General features: G+C 70.0%; 22 protein-coding genes. 10 read left to right on the forward strand and 12 right to left on the reverse strand.

Going from position 1 to position 17,633, the window contains the following annotated elements; translation table 11 throughout:
- Positions 1-21: 21 nt before the first annotated feature.
- From ACIA1L_RS04275 to ACIA1L_RS04300, 6 genes are read right to left on the reverse strand one after another with little or no spacing between them, the layout of a single operon-like run.
- Positions 22-429 carry a Fur family transcriptional regulator gene (locus ACIA1L_RS04275; protein WP_396071071.1) on the reverse strand — a complete coding sequence of 136 codons (408 nt, stop codon included), beginning with the start codon at positions 427-429 and terminating at the stop codon, positions 22-24.
- Positions 426-743 carry an ArsR/SmtB family transcription factor gene (locus tag ACIA1L_RS04280; RefSeq protein WP_396071072.1) on the reverse strand — a complete coding sequence of 106 codons (318 nt, stop codon included), beginning with the start codon at positions 741-743 and terminating at the stop codon, positions 426-428. The genes ACIA1L_RS04275 and ACIA1L_RS04280 overlap by 4 nt, the downstream gene beginning before the upstream one ends.
- Positions 740-1,615, reverse strand: coding sequence for a metal ABC transporter permease (locus ACIA1L_RS04285; RefSeq protein WP_396071758.1), 876 nt, complete (start codon positions 1,613-1,615; stop codon positions 740-742). Before ACIA1L_RS04285 ends, ACIA1L_RS04280 begins: the two co-directional genes overlap by 4 nt.
- Positions 1,615-2,403 (reverse strand): metal ABC transporter ATP-binding protein, encoded by a 789-nt coding sequence (locus ACIA1L_RS04290; RefSeq protein ID WP_396071073.1) that lies wholly within the window; start codon positions 2,401-2,403, stop codon positions 1,615-1,617. The genes ACIA1L_RS04285 and ACIA1L_RS04290 overlap by 1 nt, the downstream gene beginning before the upstream one ends.
- Entirely contained in the window at positions 2,391-3,323 is a 933-nt protein-coding gene (locus ACIA1L_RS04295) for a metal ABC transporter substrate-binding protein (protein ID WP_396071074.1), read from the reverse strand. Before ACIA1L_RS04295 ends, ACIA1L_RS04290 begins: the two co-directional genes overlap by 13 nt.
- Before the next feature lie 48 nt (positions 3,324-3,371).
- The gene (locus ACIA1L_RS04300) at positions 3,372-3,629 is read right to left on the reverse strand and encodes a DUF6703 family protein (RefSeq protein WP_396071075.1); all 258 of its coding nucleotides are present in this window, start codon (positions 3,627-3,629) and stop codon (positions 3,372-3,374) included.
- Positions 3,630-3,662: 33 nt separating this feature from the next.
- On the opposite strand from ACIA1L_RS04300, the gene ACIA1L_RS04305 reads away from it, so the two are divergent.
- From ACIA1L_RS04305 to ACIA1L_RS04315, 3 genes are read left to right on the forward strand one after another with little or no spacing between them, the layout of a single operon-like run.
- A complete protein-coding gene (locus ACIA1L_RS04305; RefSeq protein ID WP_396071076.1) occupies positions 3,663-4,004 on the forward strand; it encodes an antibiotic biosynthesis monooxygenase family protein in 342 nt (113 codons plus the stop codon).
- A 17-nt stretch (positions 4,005-4,021) separates the two neighbouring features.
- On the forward strand, positions 4,022-4,519 hold the full coding sequence (locus ACIA1L_RS04310) for a hypothetical protein (RefSeq protein ID WP_396071077.1): 498 nt from the start codon (positions 4,022-4,024) through the stop codon (positions 4,517-4,519).
- A gap of 55 nt (positions 4,520-4,574) precedes the next feature.
- Positions 4,575-5,954: a glycine--tRNA ligase gene (locus ACIA1L_RS04315; protein WP_396071078.1), complete on the forward strand. Its 1,380-nt coding sequence runs from the start codon at positions 4,575-4,577 to the stop codon at positions 5,952-5,954.
- 121 nt (positions 5,955-6,075) lie between these two features.
- On the opposite strand, the gene ACIA1L_RS04320 is transcribed toward ACIA1L_RS04315, so the two are convergent.
- Positions 6,076-7,653, reverse strand: coding sequence for a hypothetical protein (locus tag ACIA1L_RS04320; RefSeq protein WP_396071079.1), 1,578 nt, complete (start codon positions 7,651-7,653; stop codon positions 6,076-6,078).
- Between the two features lie 65 nt (positions 7,654-7,718).
- Between ACIA1L_RS04320 and dusB the strand changes: the two genes are divergently transcribed.
- Positions 7,719-8,873, forward strand: a complete 1,155-nt coding sequence (gene dusB / locus ACIA1L_RS04325; protein ID WP_396071080.1) for a tRNA dihydrouridine synthase DusB — start codon at positions 7,719-7,721, stop codon at positions 8,871-8,873.
- 1 nt (position 8,874) lies between these two features.
- Positions 8,875-9,354 carry an SRPBCC family protein gene (locus ACIA1L_RS04330; RefSeq protein WP_396071081.1) on the forward strand — a complete coding sequence of 160 codons (480 nt, stop codon included), beginning with the start codon at positions 8,875-8,877 and terminating at the stop codon, positions 9,352-9,354.
- Between the two features lie 187 nt (positions 9,355-9,541).
- On the opposite strand, the gene ACIA1L_RS04335 is transcribed toward ACIA1L_RS04330, so the two are convergent.
- From ACIA1L_RS04335 to ACIA1L_RS04355, 5 genes are all read right to left on the reverse strand, one after another.
- A complete protein-coding gene (locus ACIA1L_RS04335) occupies positions 9,542-9,913 on the reverse strand; it encodes a hypothetical protein (RefSeq protein WP_396071082.1) in 372 nt (123 codons plus the stop codon).
- A 50-nt stretch (positions 9,914-9,963) separates the two neighbouring features.
- Positions 9,964-10,437 carry a roadblock/LC7 domain-containing protein gene (locus ACIA1L_RS04340; RefSeq protein WP_396071083.1) on the reverse strand — a complete coding sequence of 158 codons (474 nt, stop codon included), beginning with the start codon at positions 10,435-10,437 and terminating at the stop codon, positions 9,964-9,966.
- A 63-nt stretch (positions 10,438-10,500) separates the two neighbouring features.
- Positions 10,501-11,502, reverse strand: a complete 1,002-nt coding sequence (locus ACIA1L_RS04345; protein ID WP_396071084.1) for a MarR family transcriptional regulator — start codon at positions 11,500-11,502, stop codon at positions 10,501-10,503.
- 11 nt (positions 11,503-11,513) lie between these two features.
- Positions 11,514-11,894 (reverse strand): hypothetical protein, encoded by a 381-nt coding sequence (locus ACIA1L_RS04350; RefSeq protein WP_396071085.1) that lies wholly within the window; start codon positions 11,892-11,894, stop codon positions 11,514-11,516.
- A 154-nt stretch (positions 11,895-12,048) separates the two neighbouring features.
- The gene (locus tag ACIA1L_RS04355) at positions 12,049-12,543 is read right to left on the reverse strand and encodes a DUF4388 domain-containing protein (RefSeq protein ID WP_396071086.1); all 495 of its coding nucleotides are present in this window, start codon (positions 12,541-12,543) and stop codon (positions 12,049-12,051) included.
- 146 nt (positions 12,544-12,689) lie between these two features.
- Between ACIA1L_RS04355 and ACIA1L_RS04360 the strand changes: the two genes are divergently transcribed.
- The 5 genes from ACIA1L_RS04360 to ACIA1L_RS04380 are packed head-to-tail and all read left to right on the forward strand — an operon-like array spanning position 12,690 to position 17,633.
- Positions 12,690-13,046: a VOC family protein gene (locus ACIA1L_RS04360; protein WP_396071087.1), complete on the forward strand. Its 357-nt coding sequence runs from the start codon at positions 12,690-12,692 to the stop codon at positions 13,044-13,046.
- A gap of 25 nt (positions 13,047-13,071) precedes the next feature.
- Complete coding sequence (locus tag ACIA1L_RS04365; RefSeq protein WP_396071088.1) at positions 13,072-14,289, forward strand: deoxyguanosinetriphosphate triphosphohydrolase; 1,218 nt, start codon at positions 13,072-13,074, stop codon at positions 14,287-14,289.
- A gap of 19 nt (positions 14,290-14,308) precedes the next feature.
- Positions 14,309-16,153: a DNA primase gene (dnaG, locus tag ACIA1L_RS04370; protein WP_396071089.1), complete on the forward strand. Its 1,845-nt coding sequence runs from the start codon at positions 14,309-14,311 to the stop codon at positions 16,151-16,153.
- Complete coding sequence (locus tag ACIA1L_RS04375; RefSeq protein ID WP_396071090.1) at positions 16,150-16,680, forward strand: hypothetical protein; 531 nt, start codon at positions 16,150-16,152, stop codon at positions 16,678-16,680. The genes dnaG and ACIA1L_RS04375 overlap by 4 nt, the downstream gene beginning before the upstream one ends.
- 32 nt (positions 16,681-16,712) lie before the next feature.
- Positions 16,713-17,633, forward strand: coding sequence for an ABC transporter ATP-binding protein (locus tag ACIA1L_RS04380; protein WP_396071091.1), 921 nt, complete (start codon positions 16,713-16,715; stop codon positions 17,631-17,633).

Consider the following 17,633-nt stretch of genomic DNA (forward strand, 5'->3'; position numbering starts at 1 on the left):
GGTCAGACTCGCACGATTGCGCTAGGACCGCTTGGCTGCGCACTCCGGGCACATCCCGAAGATCTCCATCGTGTGGGAGACGTCGACGAAACCGTGTTGACCGGCTACCTTGTCGGCCCATGTCTCCACCGCCGGGCCCTCGACCTCGACTGTACGCCCGCAGGACCGGCACACCAGGTGATGGTGGTGACCCTCGCTGCACCGGCGGTAGAGGTGCTCGCCGCCGGGCGGGCGCATGACGTCGATCTCGCCCGAATCGGCCAAGCCTTGCAGCGTGCGGTACACGGTGGTCAGACCCACCCGTTCGCCCCGGTCACGCAGGATGGCGTGCAGGTCCTGGGCGCTGTGAAAACCTTCGCAGTCGGCGAGGAGTTCACGCACCGCGGCGCGCTGCCGCGTGTTGCGAACAATGGTCCCGTCGTCCGTCATGTTCCCTCCCTCGCATGGCTCACCGCGTCGGCGACGATGTGCGCGACGTGTTCGTCCACGAGTGAGTATGCGATCTCCCGTCCACGGCGGGCACCCCGGACCACCCCGGCGCCCCGGAGAACCCGCAGATGCTGCGAGACAAGAGGCTGCGAAACGCCCAGCTTCTCGACGATCTCGTGCACGCACCGCTCGCCGCCACCCAGCTCCGCGACGATCGCCACCCGGATCGGCGCCGACAGGGCGCGCAGCAGTTCGGCGGCCGCCTCGTAGCTTTCGTAGGCGGCCGCTTGGCCCGTGGCGACGGCGTCGCTCACCGGACGCTCAGCACGACGTCCGGCGGTTCGGCGTTCTCGGCGGCTGCCGCGGTGGTGCGGGTGCGGAGCGTCCGCCACACACCGCCACCGACGGCGAGCACGAGGAACGCCGCGATGGCGACGAGGACGATGGTGGCGCCCGGCGCGGTGGCAGCTTCGGCGGACAGCACCACACCGCCCGCGGCGGCGGCCACCCCGATCGACATGGCCGTTGCCATCGTGCCGAGGAACCCACGGGTGATCTGCTGCGCAGCCGCCACCGGCACCACCATGAGCGCGCTGACCAGCAACAACCCGACAGTGCGCATGGCGATCGTGACGGTGACGGCGGTGGTGACGGCCAAAATCAGGTTGAGCGTACGGACGGGCAGGCCGGACACCCGCGCGTACTCCTCGTCGTTGCACACCGCGAACAGCGCCGGCCGCAGCCCCAGCGTCGCGACCAACACGGCCGCGCCGAGGACGGCGATCGCGACGAGCTCGGACGCCGACGTGGTGCTCAGCGACCCGAACAGGTACTGCATGAGGCTGGCGTTGGTGCTGTCCGGGGAGAGCCCGACCAACACCACGCCGCCCGCGATGCCGCCGTAGAAGAGCAGGGCCAGAGCCAGGTCGCCGGACGTACGCCCACGCTCACGGACCAGCTCCACGGCGACGGCTCCGAGCACGGACACCACGACCGCGGTGTAGACGGGGGACTGCTGCAGCAGGAGCCCGACGCCGACGCCGGTCAACGCGACGTGGCCGATCCCGTCGCCGATCAGCGACAGTCGGCGCTGCACCAGGTAGATGCCGAGCGCAGGTGCGGTGAGGCCGATGATCAGCGCGCCGGCCAGCGCGCGGAGCACGAAGTCATGACTGAGGAGCTCGATCAATTCGCCGGCATCCGATCCGTGGGGGCCACGCAGATGCCCGGCCGTTCGGGCGCTGCATGCGGGTGGACGTGGTCGTGACCGGGATCGGCGTGGTGCCCGGCGGGTTCGGGGACCTGCCCCTCGTACGCGATCCGCCCGTCGTGCACGACGACGGCCTTGTCGATCAGCGGTTCCAGGGGGCCCAGCTCGTGCGCGACGAGCAGGACGGTGCCGCCGCGTTGCCCGAACCGGCCCAGCGCGGCGGCGAACGCCTCCTGGCTCGCCGCATCGACACCGGCCGTCGGCTCGTCGAGGACCAGGAGGTCGGGCTGCCCGGCCAGGGCGCGGGCGATGAGCGTGCGCTGCTGCTGACCGCCGGACAGGGTGGTGACCGGGTCGCCGATCCGGTCCAGCAGCCCCACGTCGGTGAGCGCGGCGCGGACCGCGGCCCGGTCGGCGCCGCCGGGCGGCCGGAAGATGCCGCGTCGGGACAGCCGCCCGGACGCCACGACCTCGCCCACCGTGGCGGGTACGCCGCTGCCGGCGCCCATGCGCTGCGGGACGTACCCGATGCGCGCCCAGGACTTGAACCGGCGCTGCGGGGTGCCGAACAGGTCGATCTCTCCGCCGGCCAGCGGGACCAGACCCAGGATGGTCTTGATCAGCGTCGACTTGCCGGAGCCGTTGGCGCCCAGGATCGCCACGAACTGGCCGTCGGTGACGTCGAGCGTGACATCGCGCAGCACCGTACGGCCGGTGTAGGAGACGGCGGCGTGGCGGACGGCGACGACGCTCACAAGGAACATCCCAGGGCCGTGGTGAGGGCGGTCAGGTTGGCGCGCATGACGGAAAAGTAGTCCGCGCCGGCGCCGTCGACACCCTCGATCGGGTCGAGGACGGCGGTGCCGACGCCCACCTCGCGGGCCACGGTCTCGGCGACCTTCGGGCTGACCAGCTTCTCGAAGAAGATCGTGGTGGTGCCGGCGGTCTTGGCCTGGGCGGCGACCTCGGCGAGCCGCTGCGCGGAGGGCTCCGTCTCGGGCGAGATGCCGGTGATGCCGATTTCCTTCAGGTCGTACCGGTCGGCCAAGTAGTGGAAGGCGGTGTGGCTGGTCACGAACTCGCGGCGCTGGCAGGTCTTCAGCTTGGCGGCGTACTCGCCGTGCAGCGTGTCCAGCTCGGCATGCAGGGCACGGGCCCGCTCGGTGTACGCCGTGGCGTGCTCCGGGTCGATCGAGCCGAGCTTTCCGGCGAGCGCGTCTGCCACGGTCGTATAACGCTGCGGATCGAGCCAGAGGTGCGGGTCGGTGCCGCCGCTCTCCTCAGCGTGCTCTTCTTCGCCGTGCTCGTGGTCGTGCTCGCCCGCGGGGAGCAGGTCGACCGCCGCGGCCGCGTCGAACCCGCGCCCGTTCGCCTGCTGCTCGACGGCCTGGTCCACCGCCGGCTGGAAGCCCTTGAGGTGCACGACCAGCTTGGCGTCGCTGATCTCGGCCACCTGCTTGATGGTGAGCTCCACGTCGTGCGGCTCGGCGCCGGGCTTGGTGAGCTGGGTGACCTGAACGTTGTCGCCGCCGACCCGCTCGGCCAGGTAGCGCAGCGGATAGAAGGCGGCCACCACGTCGACCTTGCCGCCGGCGGCGCCGTTCGCGGTGTCTCCGCAGGCGCTGGTGGCGCCCAGCAGCAGGGTGGCGGCGGCGGTCACGGCGAGGGTACGGCGAAGCGGCATAGCATCAACCATGCGCGATATTGGTAATGATTGTCAAAAGCGCATAGGTCAGAAGACCTTCGCCACCGCCGCCAGAAACAGCAGCGCCAGCAGCAGCACCCGCACCGTGCGCAGCGCGGGCGGCTGCACCGGCCACGTCGTGAACGTCAGGGCCGCCAGCGCCGCACCCAGCGCGAACAACAACGCCGCGCCGATGATCCCGGGCAGGAACAGGCCGGCCAGGAACACCGCCAACGCCACCAGGAGGGCCGTCGTCGGGTTCACCCCGGCCAGCCGGCGCAGCAGGTTGGTAGGTGACTGAGTCACGGCGGCTCCTCATCGAATGCGTACGCTCACGACATGCTGGTGCTGAACCGCTTCGTCGTTCCAGACGACACGCAGGAATCCTTTACCGAACGCGCGCACGCCGCCCTCACCGCCCTCGCGGCGAGCACGGGGTACGCCTCGGGGCGGCTCACCCGCGCACTCGACGACCCCACGTACTGGACGCTGGTCACCGAATGGGAATCCGTCGGAGCCTACCGCCGCGCCCTCGGCCGATTCGACGTCAAAATGCACGCCACGCCCCTGCTGTCCGAATCGCTGGACGAGCCGTCCGCGTTCGAGACACTCGCGGCAGCCGAACCCGGCGGCGACGTCGTCGCCAGCGCCAGCGACCGCGCCGCCGAACCCTGGCGCTGAGCCGTAGGCTTGCTGCCATGACCGCCCCCGTAGACCCCGCGCCGCCTCCGCCGCCGGGTCCTGGCGTGATCCCACCCTTCCCGGCGCCGCCGGTGGAGGGCCGGGGACGCCGGGTCGGCCTCGGGATCGGCCTCGGCGTCGGGGCGCTCGTGCTCGTCCTGGTCGGCGGGTTCGCCGCCATCATCGGCTTCGGCTCGGTGGCTACCCGCGCCTTCAACGAGCAGATCGACGTCGTGGTCAGCGACTACTACGACGCCCTGCGGGACAAGGCGTATGCCGACGCGTACGAAATGCAGTGCCAGGAGGCCCGGGACCGCCAGACCCAGGACGAGTTCACGAGAGAGACCACCGCCCGCGGCGCCGTCGCCGGCTTCGACGTGGGCGACGCCGACATGCTCGAACTGGCAGCGCCCGTCGACGTCCGCTACACCGACGGCTCGTCCGACCGGCACCGGGTGTACCTGGAGCAGAACCGCCGGACAGGCGGTTTCGAGGTGTGCAGGATCGAGGGGTAATCTCCTGATTTTGTCCCCACGTCCCCGCCGACAACCAGCCGGCGTAGGAGGATCCATGCCTGCCGACCGTATCGACGCCGTAGTCAGCCTCGCCAAGCGCCGCGGCTTCGTCTTCCCCTCCAGCGAGATCTACGGAGGCACCCGCTCGGCATGGGACTACGGTCCGCTCGGCGTGGAGCTCAAGGAGAACGTCCGCCGGCAGTGGTGGCGCACGATGGTCCAGCAGCGTGACGACATCGTCGGCCTGGACTCCGCCGTCATCCTGTCCCGCGACGTGTGGGCCGCCTCCGGGCACCTCGACGCCTTCGTCGACCCGCTGACCGAGTGCCAGTCCTGCCACAAGCGGTTCCGTGCCGACCACCTCGAAGAGGCGTACGAGGCGAAGCACGGCAAGGCGCCCGGCGCGCTGAGCGACCTGAACTGCCCGAACTGCGGCAACAAGGGCACCTTCACCGAACCGAAGATGTTCAACGGCCTGATGAAGACCTACCTCGGCCCGACCGAGAGCACCGAGGGCATGCACTACCTGCGCCCCGAGACCGCGCAGGGCATCTTCGTCAACTACAACAACGTCGCCACCGCCGCGCGCAAGAAGCCGCCGTTCGGCATCGCGCAGGTCGGCAAGTCGTTCCGCAACGAGATCACCCCGGGCAACTTCATCTTCCGTACGCGCGAATTCGAGCAGATGGAGATGGAGTTCTTCGTCGAGCCCGGCACCGACGAGAAGTGGCACGAGTACTGGCTCGAGCAGCGCTGGAACTGGTACCGCGACCTCGGCCTCAGCGAGACCAACCTGCGCTTCTACGAGCACGCCAAAGAGAAGCTCTCGCACTACTCGAAGCGCACGGTCGACATCGAGTACCGCTTCCAGTTCGGCGGCACCGAGTTCGCGGAGCTCGAAGGCATCGCCAACCGCACCGACTTCGACCTTTCCACGCACTCCAAGCACTCCGGCGTCGACCTGTCCTTCTTCGACCAGGAGAAGCAGGAACGCTGGGTGCCGTACGTCATCGAGCCGGCGGCCGGTCTCACCCGCGCGGTGCTGGCGTTCCTGCTCGAGGCGTACGACGAGGACGAGGCGCCCAACACCAAGGGTGGCGTCGACAAGCGTACGGTGATGCGCTTCGATCCCCGCCTCGCCCCGATCAAGGTGGCGGTGCTCCCGCTCTCGCGCAACCCGGAGCTCTCGCCGAAGGCGAAGGAACTGTCCGCGATGCTCCGCAAGCGCTGGGTGGTCGAATTCGACGACTCGCAGGCCATCGGCCGCCGCTACCGCCGCCAGGACGAGATCGGCACCCCGTTCTGCGTCACCGTCGACTTCGACACCCTCCAGGACAACGCGGTCACCGTCCGCGACCGCGACACCATGAAGCAGGAGCGCGTCTCCCTCGACAACATCGAGGACTACCTCATCAAGCGCCTGCCCGGTTGTTAGTCAGCTAAGCAACCCAAGTCGCAAGTCACATCGCGCAACCCAAGTCGCACCGCGCCCGCCGATGACGAGGGCGCCGAAACGGACTAGGCGCCCTTTGCCGTGGTCCGTTTCGGTGTCCTCGTCATCGGCTCTTAGGGGCGCAGTGCCCGCCGCAGCGCAGCGGAGGCCATGTCACAAGCACTGTCGGGGACGGGCCGGTGACCTCGTCGTCATCGGCCCGGACCGCGAAGCGGTAGGTCCCCTTCTTCATGGCCTTGCGCAGGATGACCGACACCCGGCCGTCGTCCTCGGTCCTCAGGACGCTTTTCTGCACGGTCTTCCACGAGCTGCCGGTGCGGCGCTGGAGAGCGACCGTCACCGTCGCGGCGTGCTTCGGCAGGACCTGGACATGCAGGCGGGGCCTGCCCTTCTTGGCGCCCAGTGTGGCGGTCACCCGGGCCGGTGTGTCGAAGCGTGCCGAGCCGTAGCCTGCGAGATGGACCGTGTCGATGAAGGTCGTGGCGGAGACGGTGCCACTGGCCGTCGCGGGCAGGGACCAGGTCGCCGTGCCCTTGGCGTCGAGCCGCAGCATGCGCCGGGTGGCGGTGTCGTTCTGGGTGACAGTCACGTGCACACGGGCGCCGGCACGGCTCGGCGCCCGTACGGTGACGGTCATGTTCTTGCCGTAGGCGGAAGCTGGCGTGACGCGTACCGTGACCGGACCGGGGGCCTGCCCGGCGACCGGCGTCACCACCAGGTACGGCGCGGCCGAGGCGGACTCCTGCGCCAGCGAATAGACGAACCTGCCGTCGGTGGACCAGGACGCCTCGGGTGCAAGACTGCGGTACGACGTGGTGCCCGCGCTGGCCGCCCGAGTCACCAGATTACCGCTCTGCGCATCGAAGACCTGCAGCGGCGACGCCGCCGATGCTGCCTTCCCGACCCCGGCGAACCTGCTGCCGTCCGGTGACCAGGCCACGGCGACCGGATCCGGCTCGAGCCCGTAACTGCCGGTCTCCTCCAGCGTCTCGGCGTCGAAGCGGGTCAGTGCGTAGCCGAGACCGCGGAACGTGGTGAGCAGCTCGGTGCCGTCCGGCGAGAGCGCCGCGCCGGTCGTGGCACCGGCATACCCGTCAGCCGTGGGGATGAGCTCGCCGTCGCCATCGACGGTGTAGGACGTCATCTCGCCGTCGGTCGACCAGAGGACCACCAGCGTGGCACCACCGCCCGTCACACCGACGGCGGCACCGTTCAGCTCCGGCCGGTCCTCGTGGGTCGACAGGTCGAGCCGGGCGATGCCGGTGGGCTGCGCGCCGCACCCGTACACGTAGAAGAGCGAACCGCCGGCAATCGCCGACGTGCCGGGACAAGCCTGCGAGGTCCACGAACCGAGGACCGCGCCGGACGTGTCGAGCTGGACGATCTTCGTATCGGTCGAGACGTAGACGCTCTGCCCATCCGGGGCCAAAGTCAACGCCTTCGCCCCGGGCAGCCCGAGCACCGGCGCATCCGCGGCACCCGACGTTGGCGAGACGATCAGCACCCGGTCACCCGCGGCCACCCAGGCCTTCGTGCCCACGCCCAGGACGTCGGTGACCACGTCGGTGCTGGGCAAAACCCACTTCACCGGGGTGGCGGCGACCGGGCCAGCCGCGTGGGCGGGAACAGCGGGGGATAGCGCCGCCGCCACTGCGGCGGCCACCAGCGAGGCAATCTTCATCACGTCTCCCGATCGGCTCTGCCGCGGAGGACTTATGGATTTCCGTACGCGGAAACCGCTGTGCCATGCTCGACGGCGTGACTCTCGCAACCTCCGCCAAACCCCTGACGCTCGGAAAGCACCAGGTCTGGCCGCCCGTCGTGCTAGCCCCGATGGCTGGCATCACCAATGTCGCTTTCCGGCGCCTCTGCCGGGAACAGGGCGGCGGCGTCTACGTCTGCGAGATGATCACCACCCGGGCGCTGGTCGAACGGATCCCCAAAACGCTCAAAATGATCAGGTTCGCCGAGGATGAAGGCTTCCGCAGCCTCCAGCTCTACGGCGTCGATCCCGACGTCACGGCCGCCGCCGCCCGGATGGTCGCCGAAGAAAACCTCGCCGACCACATCGACCTCAACTTCGGCTGCCCCGTCCCCAAGGTCACCCGCCGCGGCGGCGGCAGCGCCCTGCCCTGGCGCCGCAAACTCTTCGGCCGCATCGTCAGCCAGGCCGTCCAGGCCGCCGCCCCGTTCGGCATCCCCGTCACCGTCAAAATGCGCAAAGGCATCGACGACGACCACCTCACGTACGTGGAAGCGGGCCTGATCGCCCAGGAAGCCGGCGTCGCCGCGGTGGCCCTGCACGCGCGCACCGCCGAACAGCGCTACTCCGGCACCGCCGACTGGGACGCCATCGCCTCCCTCAAGCAGGCCCTCGACGTCCCCGTCCTCGGCAACGGCGACATCTGGGAAGGCGCCGACGCCATGCGCATGGTCGCCCACACCGGCGTCGACGGCGTCGTCGTCGGCCGCGGCTGCCTCGGCCGGCCCTGGCTCTTCAAAGACCTGCACGCGGCGTACGACGGGGTCGAATCCCTGGAACTGCCCAATCTCGGCCAAGTCGCCGCCATCATGTCCCGACACGCGCACCTCCTCGTCGAAGCCCTCGAAGACGAACGCCACGGCTGCGCCGACTTCCGCAAACACATCGCCTGGTATCTCAAGGGCTTCCCCGTCGGCGGAGACCTGCGCCGCGCACTGTCCATGGTGTCCTCGCTCGCCCAGCTCGACGACCTGCTCGGCAAACTCGACGCCGACCAGCCGTTCCCGCGCGAATCCCTCGGCCAGCCCCGAGGTCGCATCAACGCCCCCGGCAAGGTGTCCCTGCCGTACGGGTGGCTCGACAGCCGCGACGACGACACCGTCCCCGAAGGCGCCGAGATGGAAAACAGCGGCGGCTGACATGAAATACACCGTCTCCCTGGAGATCGCCCTGCCACGGTCGCAGGTGATCTCGTTGCTCGCCGATCCGGCACACCTACCGAAGTGGCTGCGCGGCCTGGTGGTGCATGAGCCGCTGAATGGGGTGCACGGCGAGGTCGGCACCGTGTCGCGGGTCGTGCTGCAGATGGGGCAGCAGCAGATGGAATGCACCGAGACCATCACGCGCCGGGATCCGGAAGACCTGCCTGCAAGCGTCTTCCACTATGAGCGTGAGATCGTCGGCAAGGGCATGTGGAGCGCCGCCCGCGAACGCCTCACCGAGAGCGGTCCAGAAACGACGCTTTGGACGAGCGAGAACGAGTACCGGTTCAGCGGCCTTGGTATGCGGCTGGTGGGACTGTTGATGCCCGGCGCTTTCCGTAAGCAGTCGCTCAAGCACATGCAGGACTTCAAGGCATTCGCCGAGCACGGAACGGACGTCCGCGAGGCGCAGAACTGACCTGTCGTCGGCCGAAACGGCGGTCAGTGTCCGGAAGGGAACACTTCGAGTCTCGTGTCAATCGCCGACGAGTCGGAACCAAAGACGGCGCGCGGCGACTAGACCCGCGCGGTTCCGCCGTGTCAGGGAGCGACAAACGGGGCGGGGCACTAGAGCGCCCGCCCCGTTCGGTCTAGCTCGTGGCTGCTCAGACGTCGAGGTCGGCTTCGATGCGCTTGAGTTGGTGGCGGGCCATGGCGAGGTTGGAGCGGTCGCGGCGCAGCGCCACGTACAGGAAGAGGCCCTTGCCGGAGCGGCTCGTGAGGGGCCGGATCATGTGGTACTGGGAGTCCAGCGTGATGAGGATGTCCTCGATCTTTTCGGTGAGGTTGAGCATCTCCATCGCGCGGAGCTTGGCGCGGACGACGTCGGTGTTGCCCGCTGCCGCGACCGTCAGGTCGAGGTCCTTGCCGCCGCCGGCGGTGCCCAGCGCCATGCCGCTGGTGTGGTCGACCAGGGCGACGCCGACGGCGCCGTCGATGTTCATGATCTCTTTGAGCGCGGTGTCCATGTCGGCCATGGGTGGTCCTCCGGGTTCATACACATTGGTGGGTAGGGGTGGTGCGGGCGTCACTGCCCGAGAAACGTGTGCTGCAACGTCGCCATCGGGGTCCGCCGGGCGAGCGGGGTGGATGGGCCCGGTTGCGTCGGGATCTCCGGCCGGGCGGCCGGTGGCTCGAGGGTCAACAGCCGCACGATTTTGCGTACGGCCCGGCGCGCCTCGAGGTGGACCAGGGCGAGGTTTGCGCCGCCGGTCGTGACCAGGGTGAGCAGGGCGTTCGGGCCCGCGGTGTAGGAGGTGATGTATCCGCCGTCGCACTCGACGACGGACTCGCGCAGGTTGCCGTGGTTGACGGCGTGCGCGAAGCGTCGGGCGAGGGCGAGATGAGCGGCGGCCAGGGCGGCGAGGCTGTCGGGTTCGATGTTGTGGGCGTCGTGGGCGACCACCATGCCGTCCGCGGTGGCGAGCACGCTGCCACACAGCTCCGGCAGCCTCCTGCGAAGGTTGCCGAGTTCCGTCAGCACTGCCGGGTCCACCGTCATCCGCGGTTACTCCTTCCTGATACCTGCCCTGGTTCGGCTGCTCGATGGCGGGCGGGGCGCGGGTCATCGCAGGGCTCGCAACGCGGTGCGGATGCGTTTGAGCAACACCTCGTCCGTGCCGGGGTGGATCGCCGTCGGATCGTCGGCGATTTCCTTGGGCAGCTTGGCGCCCGGTTTGCGCCGGGCCAGCTTGGGCGGTCGGTACGCCGTACCGCTCGCGGTGGCCGGGTCGGCGGGCTCGCGCTGTTGGGGCGGGCTGGGCGGCGGACCCGTACGGGCGGTCGCCGCCACGGCCGCGGCGGGTGGTGGCTCCGGCCGGTGGACGTCCACCGCGGTGCCGCGGGCGCGCGGGAGGCGTACGAAAGTCGAAGGTGGTGTGTCGCGGGGCGTGGGTAGCTCGATAAGGCCGGCCGCGGCGAGCCGGCGCAGTTCCTGGATGGTGGCGTAACCGGCGCGGCCGAGCAGCTGGGCCAGGTCGGCCGGGGTGCGTTGGCCGTCCGCGTGCACCAGCAGTTCCCATTGCGGTGCGGTCAGGGTGATGCGTTCGCGGGGCGGTCGGGTCACCGGGATGACAGCTTCGGTGTCGAGCTGGGGGTGCGGGAAGATGTCGTCCAGCAGCCGGCCGCGGCGGCGTGACTCCCGGACCAGGGCGGCCGGATCCACGCGGACCAGGTCGCCGAGCCAGTGGGTGGCGCCGTCCAGGAAGTCGACCGGCGCTGCGGCGGGGGAGAGCGCGAAGTACGCGGCGTCGTAGGTGGCGCCCAGCACACACAGCTCCAGCTCTCCCTGGGTGATATGACCTTGATCCAGCAGCAGCCGTCCCACGGTGGCGCGGGGCGTGCCGGCGTCCAGCGCTGCCTGCCAGGTCCGGGGCGCCAGCCGGCCGGACGCGGTGAGCAGTTCGCCGACGCCGGGCGCGGCTGCCGATTCGGCGTACGTGACGAATCCTTCGCAGAGGTGGACCGTGCCGCCGGGCGTGCCCCCGACGATCAGGGCGCCGGTCCGTCGCTCGCCGGCGACCTGCGTGAGCAGGCGCCCGGGAGGTGCGGACTTCGGGGCTCTCACCGCAACTCCCCTCACGTCGCGATCAATTCGTCGGCCAGGGTCTGCATGCGCCGCCGGGCCACGGCGAGGTTGCCGTGGTTCCGGTCGAGCCACACATAGAGCACGAGCCGGCTGTCGAAGTCGGTCTGGACGAGCCGCAACAGGTGGTAGCCCCCCGCGGTCGTGATGATGAGGTCCTCGAGGAGGTCGTGCGGCACGGCCGAGACGAACAGCGACCGGCTTTGCGCGGCCTGGACGACGTCCGCAGTGCCGGCCGCCGCGGCCTCGTGGTCCTCGTTGGGTGCGGCTCCGGTCGTGGCGACCGGGAAGCCGGTGGTGTAGTCGACGATGCTGGCGCCGATCGCGCCGGGTATCGCCATGGCCTCCTGCAAACAGTTATCGACCCCGGGCACTTCTCTCCTCCACCGGGCTGACGCCGCCGCCAGGCTGACGATTCGGCCGGGTTGACAGCTCGGCCGCCGTCACAATGGGCCATCCTGCGGCCACGCTGTGAGCGTGAGTCGCACCCGGTGTGCGTCATGGTCGTCGATCTCACCGTGGTCGATATCACCGCAGGGCCGGAGCGCCGCGGCGGCACCGAGTCGGGCGGGCGCCGCGCGGCACCGGCCGGGCCAGCAGCCGCCGGGCCATCTCGGGCCCGAGCTGGAGGTCGACCTGCGCCATCGTGCCGAACCAGTGCCGCTCGCCGGGCACGAACAGCATCGGCGCGTCCGCGGCCGACAGCAGGGTGTGCGTGACGGCGGTGATCGTCGCCACGACCCGACAGGCGAGTTCGTGGTGACCGAGGTGGCCGTCGCGCAACAATGTCCGGGCTACTTGCCGGGTGGCGTGTCCGCGGTCGTACGCGGCTTGCCACTGCGCCGCCGACAGCCGTCCGGAACCGACCAGCCGCTCGCCGATGCCGGGGCAGGCGGGCGACTCGGCGTAGGTGATCCGGCCGGCGACCAGATAGACGACGCCGCCGGGGGAGCCCCCGAGGTGCAAAGCCCCGGTACGCCCGGCTTCGGCCAGGGCGGCGAGGCGGTGGCTCAGCGAAATCACGATGGCACTCCTCCTTTCGGCCAGTGTGGGGGTGGCCTGGCCGGGGGATGTCGCACGACGAGTGCGTTCTTTCGCCCGGGGTGCGCCGGAGCGCCGGGCGTACGATGATCGTCACTTTCGAGGGCGTCCACCTGGAGGGTGTTTTCATGACCAGCACCTGGGAGCAGATCGTCGTCGACGCGGCGGACCCGGCGCGGCTCGCGCGCTGGTGGGCCGAGGCGCTCGGCTACCAGATCGTGCACGAGGCCGCCGACGAGGTGGAGATTCGGCGCACCCCGGACACCCTGCCCGGCCTGCTCTTCGGCCTGTCGTCCGACGCCCGGACGGTCAAGAACCGGCTGCATCTCGACCTGCGCCCGGACGACCAGGAAGCCGAGGTCGAGCGGCTGGTCGACATGGGCGCCCGGCCGGTCGACATCGGCCAGCGCGACGTGAGCTGGGTGGTGCTGGCCGATCCGGAGGGCAACGAGTTCTGCGTGCTCTCGGCGAAGCGGTCCGCTTGATCGGGCGCGGCCCTAGGGTTGACGCATGACGGGCGACGCCGAGCGGTGGGTGGCCGAGCCGGCCAAGGACAGCGGCTACGGCCGTACCCAGTTTGAGCGCGACCGCGCCCGGGTGTTGCATTCCGCGGGCTTCCGGCGCCTGGCGGCCAAGACCCAGGTGCACACGGCGGGGTCCGACGACTTTTTGCGTACGCGGTTGACGCACTCGCTGGAGGTCGCCCAGATCTCCCGCGAGATGGGCGCCCGGCTCGGCTGCGACCCGGACGTCGTCGACGTGGCCGGGCTGGCCCACGACATCGGGCATCCACCCTTCGGGCACAACGGCGAGGCCGCCCTGGACGTGGTCGCCCGCTCCTGCGGCGGGTTCGAGGGCAATGCGCAGACCCTGCGCGTGCTGTCCCGGTTGGAGGCGAAGGTCGAGGGCGCCGGCCTCAACCTCACGCGGGCGTCGCTCGACGCGAGCTGCAAGTATCCCTGGCCGCGGCGGCCCGGGACTCGCAAGTTCGGGGTGTACGCCGACGACATGCCGGTCTTCGACTGGATCCGCGCGACCGCGCCGGATGGTGAGCGCCGCTGCCTGGAGGCCCAGGTCATGGACTGGGCCGACGATGTGGCCTATTCCGTGCACGACGTCGAGGACGGGGTGCACGGCGGCTACCTGTCGCTGCGGCCGCTGCTCGACGACGCCGACGAGCGGGCCGAATTGTGCGTCGACGTTGCCGCTGCCTACTCCGACGAGACTCCAGCGGCGTTGGGTGAGGCCCTTGACCTGCTGCTTTCCGACGGTGTGGTCCGTGCCGCGGCTGACTATGACGGCACGTACCGCTCGCAGGTGGCGTTGAAGCGGATGACCAGCGTCCTGACCGGCCGGTTCGTCGCGTCGGCGGTCGGGGCCACCAGCAGCAAGCACGGGCACCACCGGGTGCGGCGTTACGAGGCGGACCTGATCGTTCCGCGTACGGTGCGCAACCAGTGCGCGCTCCTCAAGGGCATGGCCTTGCGCTATGTGATGCGTGCCCGCGCGGCCGAGGACTGGTACGAGCAGCAGCGTGCCATCCTTACTTCCCTGGTGGAGCTGCTCTGCGACCGCGCGCCCGACCCACTCGACCCGATGTTCGCGCACGAGTGGAAGCTCGCTGCCGACGACGCTGCTCGCCTGCGCGTGGTGATCGACCAGGTCGCCTCGCTGACCGACCCGGCGGCGGTGGCGTGGCACCGGACCCTCTTGGCGGGCCGCGGGTAGCGCGAGGCAGTATGTAGCGGTGGCGGGCAGGGTCAAGGACGAGGACATCGCGCTGGTCCGCGACCGCACCTCGATCGCGGACGTGATCAGCGAGACGGTGACGTTGCGCTCGGCGGGCGGCGGCAACCTCAAGGGCCTCTGCCCCTTCCATGACGAGAAGACCCCGTCCTTCACGGTCTCTCCCGCCCGAAATGTCTATTTCTGCCATGGGTGTGGTGCGGGCGGCGACGCCATCAAGTTCCTGATGGACGCGGAACACCTCAGCTTCGTGGAGTCGCTGGAACGGCTGGCCGGCCAGGCCGGCATCCAGCTGCGCTACGACACCCCGGACGAGCGGCCCGGCGCCCCCCGCCAGCAGCCCGGCCAGCGGCAGCGGCTGATCGCCGCCCACGCCGCCGCCACCGAGTTCTACCGCGACCAACTCGGCAAGGCCGGCGCCCGCAAGGCCCGTGAATTCCTCGCCCAACGCGGCTTCGGCCGGGACGCCGCCGAGAAGTACGCCTGCGGGTACGCCCCCGAAGGCTGGGACCTGCTCACCAAGCACCTACGCCAGAAGGGCTTCACCGCCGAGGAACTGGCCACCGGCGGCCTGGCCAAGCCAGCCCGCTCCGGCTCGCTCATCGACCGCTTCCGCCGCCGCCTGCTCTGGCCCATCCGCGACCTGAGCGGCGAGGTCATCGGCTTCGGCGCGCGCAAACTCTTCGACGACGACGACGGCCCGAAATACCTGAACACCCCGGAGAGCCCGCTCTACAAGAAGTCCCACGTTCTCTACGGCATCGACTACGCCAAGCGGGAGATCGCCAAACGCGGTCGCGCGGTCATCGTCGAGGGCTACACCGACGTGATGGCCTGCCATGAGGCGGGTGAGCCGACCGCCGTGGCGACCTGCGGAACAGCCTTCGGCGTCGACCACATCGGGGTGCTGCGCCGGCTGCTGATGGACAGCGACAGCTTCACCGGCGAGATCATCTACACCTTCGACGGGGACGCGGCCGGGCAGAAAGCGGCGCTGCGGGCCTTCGAGGAGGACCAGCGGTTCGTCGGGCGTACGTTCATCGCGGTCAGCCCGAACAACATGGATCCGTGCGAGCTGCGCCTGGCGAAGGGCGATCTGGCCGTGCGCGACATGATCGCCGGACGGGAGCCGCTGGTGGACTTCGCTCTGCGGCACACCATCGGCAAGTTCGACCTGGACACCGTCGAAGGCCGGGTCGAGGCCATGCGCCGCGCCGCGCCGCTCGTCGCCAAGATCAAGGACCGCGAGAAGCGCCCCGAGTACGCCCGCAAGCTCGCCGCCGACCTCGGCATGGACCTCGAACCGGTGCAGCGCGCGGTCGCCGCCGCCTTCACCCCGGACGCCCCGGTGGCGGCTCCGCAGCGCACCGCCGACAGCCCCCAGCGCCACGTCGAACGGGAAATGCTGAAGCTGGCGCTGCAACAACCCGTCCTCGCCGGGCCGATGTTCGACGCGCTGGAGGCCGACGCCTACGGCGACCCGGTGCTGCGCGAGGTCCGCGCGGCCATCGAAGCTGCCGGCGGCACCGCCTCGGCCACGGGCGGCGTCGTGTGGATCGAAGCGGTCCGGGACGCCTGCCAGGACCTGGGCGGCAAGGCCCTCATCGGCGAACTGGCGGTCGAGCCGTTGCGCGTCGACGGCGAGGCCGATCTGCGCTACGTCCAGGTGCATCTGGCCCGCCTTCAGGCCGGCGCGGTCACCGCCCGGATCAAAGAGCTGAAGTCCAAGGTGCAGCGGCTCAACCCCGTCGCGCACAAGGAAGAGTTCAACGCCCTCGTCGGGGAGCTCTTCTCGCTCGAACAGCACGCCCGTGCCCTCCGTGACCAGGCAGCAGGAGCATTGTGAAACTCTTCCGCCGCGTACCGAAACTTCCGGCCCCGTTGCGGCCGGCGCTGGAGCCCGACGAGCGCATCCTGGCCTGGGCGTATGTCGGCGAAGCCGGCGACGCGGTGCTGGTCGCCACCAACCGCGGCCTGTGGCTGCCGGACGGCCGGCTGCTCGGCTGGCACGAGATTCACAAGGCGGCCTGGTCGGGCCGGGAGCTGCGGATCACGCCCGCCGAGGTGGCGGTGGAACGGCCCGGCTACACCGTGCTGATCGACGCGCCGATTCTCGGTTTCCTCCTGCTCGACCCGCGTGAGCTGCCCGATCAGGTACGTACCCGGGTGACCCGTTCGGTCGCCTACACCTCGCACCACCCGCTGCCGCCGAACGGCGGGGTCCGGGTCGTCGGCCGCCGGGTCAGCGGCGTGAACGGCCTGACCTGGTCGGTCCGCTACGACGCCAACACGGCGGTGGACGCGGACCCGATCATCGAGGCCACCGATCAGGTGGTGGCCTCGGCGCAGGAAGCGACCGCGCCACCGGCCTGATTTTGTCGGACCCCTTCACTAAGGTCCCTCGGGTGAGCCTCATTCACGCCCGCGGGCTGGTCAAACGCTTCGGCGACTTCACCGCCGTCGCCGGCATCGACGTCGACGTGGCGAGCGGCGAGGCGTTCGGTTTCCTCGGCCCCAACGGTGCGGGCAAGAGCTCCACCATGCGCATGATCGGCTGCGTCTCCCCGCCGACCGACGGCGTCCTGCGCATCCTCGACAAGGACCCGCTGCGCGAGGGGCCAGCCATCCGCGCCCGCCTCGGCGTCTGCCCTCAGCTGGACAATCTCGACCTCGAGCTGACCGTCCGGGAAAACCTGACCACCTACGCCCGTTTTTTCGGAATCTCCCGCAAGGTGGCCCGCCGTCGCGCCGACGAGCTCCTCGACTTCGTCCAGCTCGCCGAGCGCGCCGACAGCAAGGTGGAGCCGCTGTCCGGCGGCATGAAGCGCCGCCTCACCATCGCCCGGGCGCTGGTCAACGAGCCCGACATCGTCCTGCTCGACGAGCCCACCACCGGCCTCGACCCGCAGGCCCGCCACCTGGTCTGGGAGCGCTTGTTCCGGCTCAAACAGCAGGGCGTGACGCTGGTTCTGACCACCCACTACATGGACGAGGCCGAGCAGCTCTGCGACCGCCTCGTGGTGATGGACGGCGGCCGCATCGTCGCGGAAGGTTCACCCCGCGCCCTCATCGAGGAGTATTCGACTCGAGAGGTGGTCGAGCTTCGCTTCAACGCCGAGTCTCAGGACGACTTCGCCGGCAAACTCGACGGCATCGGCGAGCGCCTCGAGATTCTTCCGGACCGCATCCTGCTCTACGTCTCCGATGGCGGCGCCGCGGTCGCCGAGGTCCAGGGCCGAGCCCTGCACCCGGCCAGTGTTCTGGTGCGACGCAGCAGCCTCGAAGACGTCTTCCTGCACCTCACCGGCCGGACCCTGGTGGACTGA

The organism is Actinoplanes sp. NPDC051859 (assembly GCF_044452725.1).
In the GTDB taxonomy this organism is placed as follows: Bacteria; Actinomycetota; Actinomycetes; order Mycobacteriales; family Micromonosporaceae; genus Actinoplanes.

Bases quoted from the DNA above. Each gene is read 5' to 3' on its own strand.
- ACIA1L_RS04275 (WP_396071071.1), bottom strand. From the start codon at position 429: ATGACGGACGACGGGACCATTGTTCGCAACACGCGGCAGCGCGCCGCG.
- ACIA1L_RS04330 (WP_396071081.1), top strand. From the start codon at position 8,875: ATGAAATACACCGTCTCCCTGGAGATCGCCCTGCCACGGTCGCAGGTG.
- ACIA1L_RS04310 (WP_396071077.1), top strand. From the start codon at position 4,022: ATGACCGCCCCCGTAGACCCCGCGCCGCCTCCGCCGCCGGGTCCTGGC.
- ACIA1L_RS04295 (WP_396071074.1), bottom strand. From the start codon at position 3,323: ATGCCGCTTCGCCGTACCCTCGCCGTGACCGCCGCCGCCACCCTGCTG.
- ACIA1L_RS04305 (WP_396071076.1), top strand. From the start codon at position 3,663: ATGCTGGTGCTGAACCGCTTCGTCGTTCCAGACGACACGCAGGAATCC.
- ACIA1L_RS04290 (WP_396071073.1), bottom strand. From the start codon at position 2,403: ATGTTCCTTGTGAGCGTCGTCGCCGTCCGCCACGCCGCCGTCTCCTAC.
- ACIA1L_RS04360 (WP_396071087.1), top strand. From the start codon at position 12,690: ATGACCAGCACCTGGGAGCAGATCGTCGTCGACGCGGCGGACCCGGCG.
- dusB (WP_396071080.1), top strand. From the start codon at position 7,719: ATGCTCGACGGCGTGACTCTCGCAACCTCCGCCAAACCCCTGACGCTC.
- ACIA1L_RS04315 (WP_396071078.1), top strand. From the start codon at position 4,575: ATGCCTGCCGACCGTATCGACGCCGTAGTCAGCCTCGCCAAGCGCCGC.
- ACIA1L_RS04320 (WP_396071079.1), bottom strand. From the start codon at position 7,653: ATGAAGATTGCCTCGCTGGTGGCCGCCGCAGTGGCGGCGGCGCTATCC.
- ACIA1L_RS04340 (WP_396071083.1), bottom strand. From the start codon at position 10,437: ATGACGGTGGACCCGGCAGTGCTGACGGAACTCGGCAACCTTCGCAGG.
- ACIA1L_RS04335 (WP_396071082.1), bottom strand. From the start codon at position 9,913: ATGGCCGACATGGACACCGCGCTCAAAGAGATCATGAACATCGACGGC.
- ACIA1L_RS04365 (WP_396071088.1), top strand. From the start codon at position 13,072: ATGACGGGCGACGCCGAGCGGTGGGTGGCCGAGCCGGCCAAGGACAGC.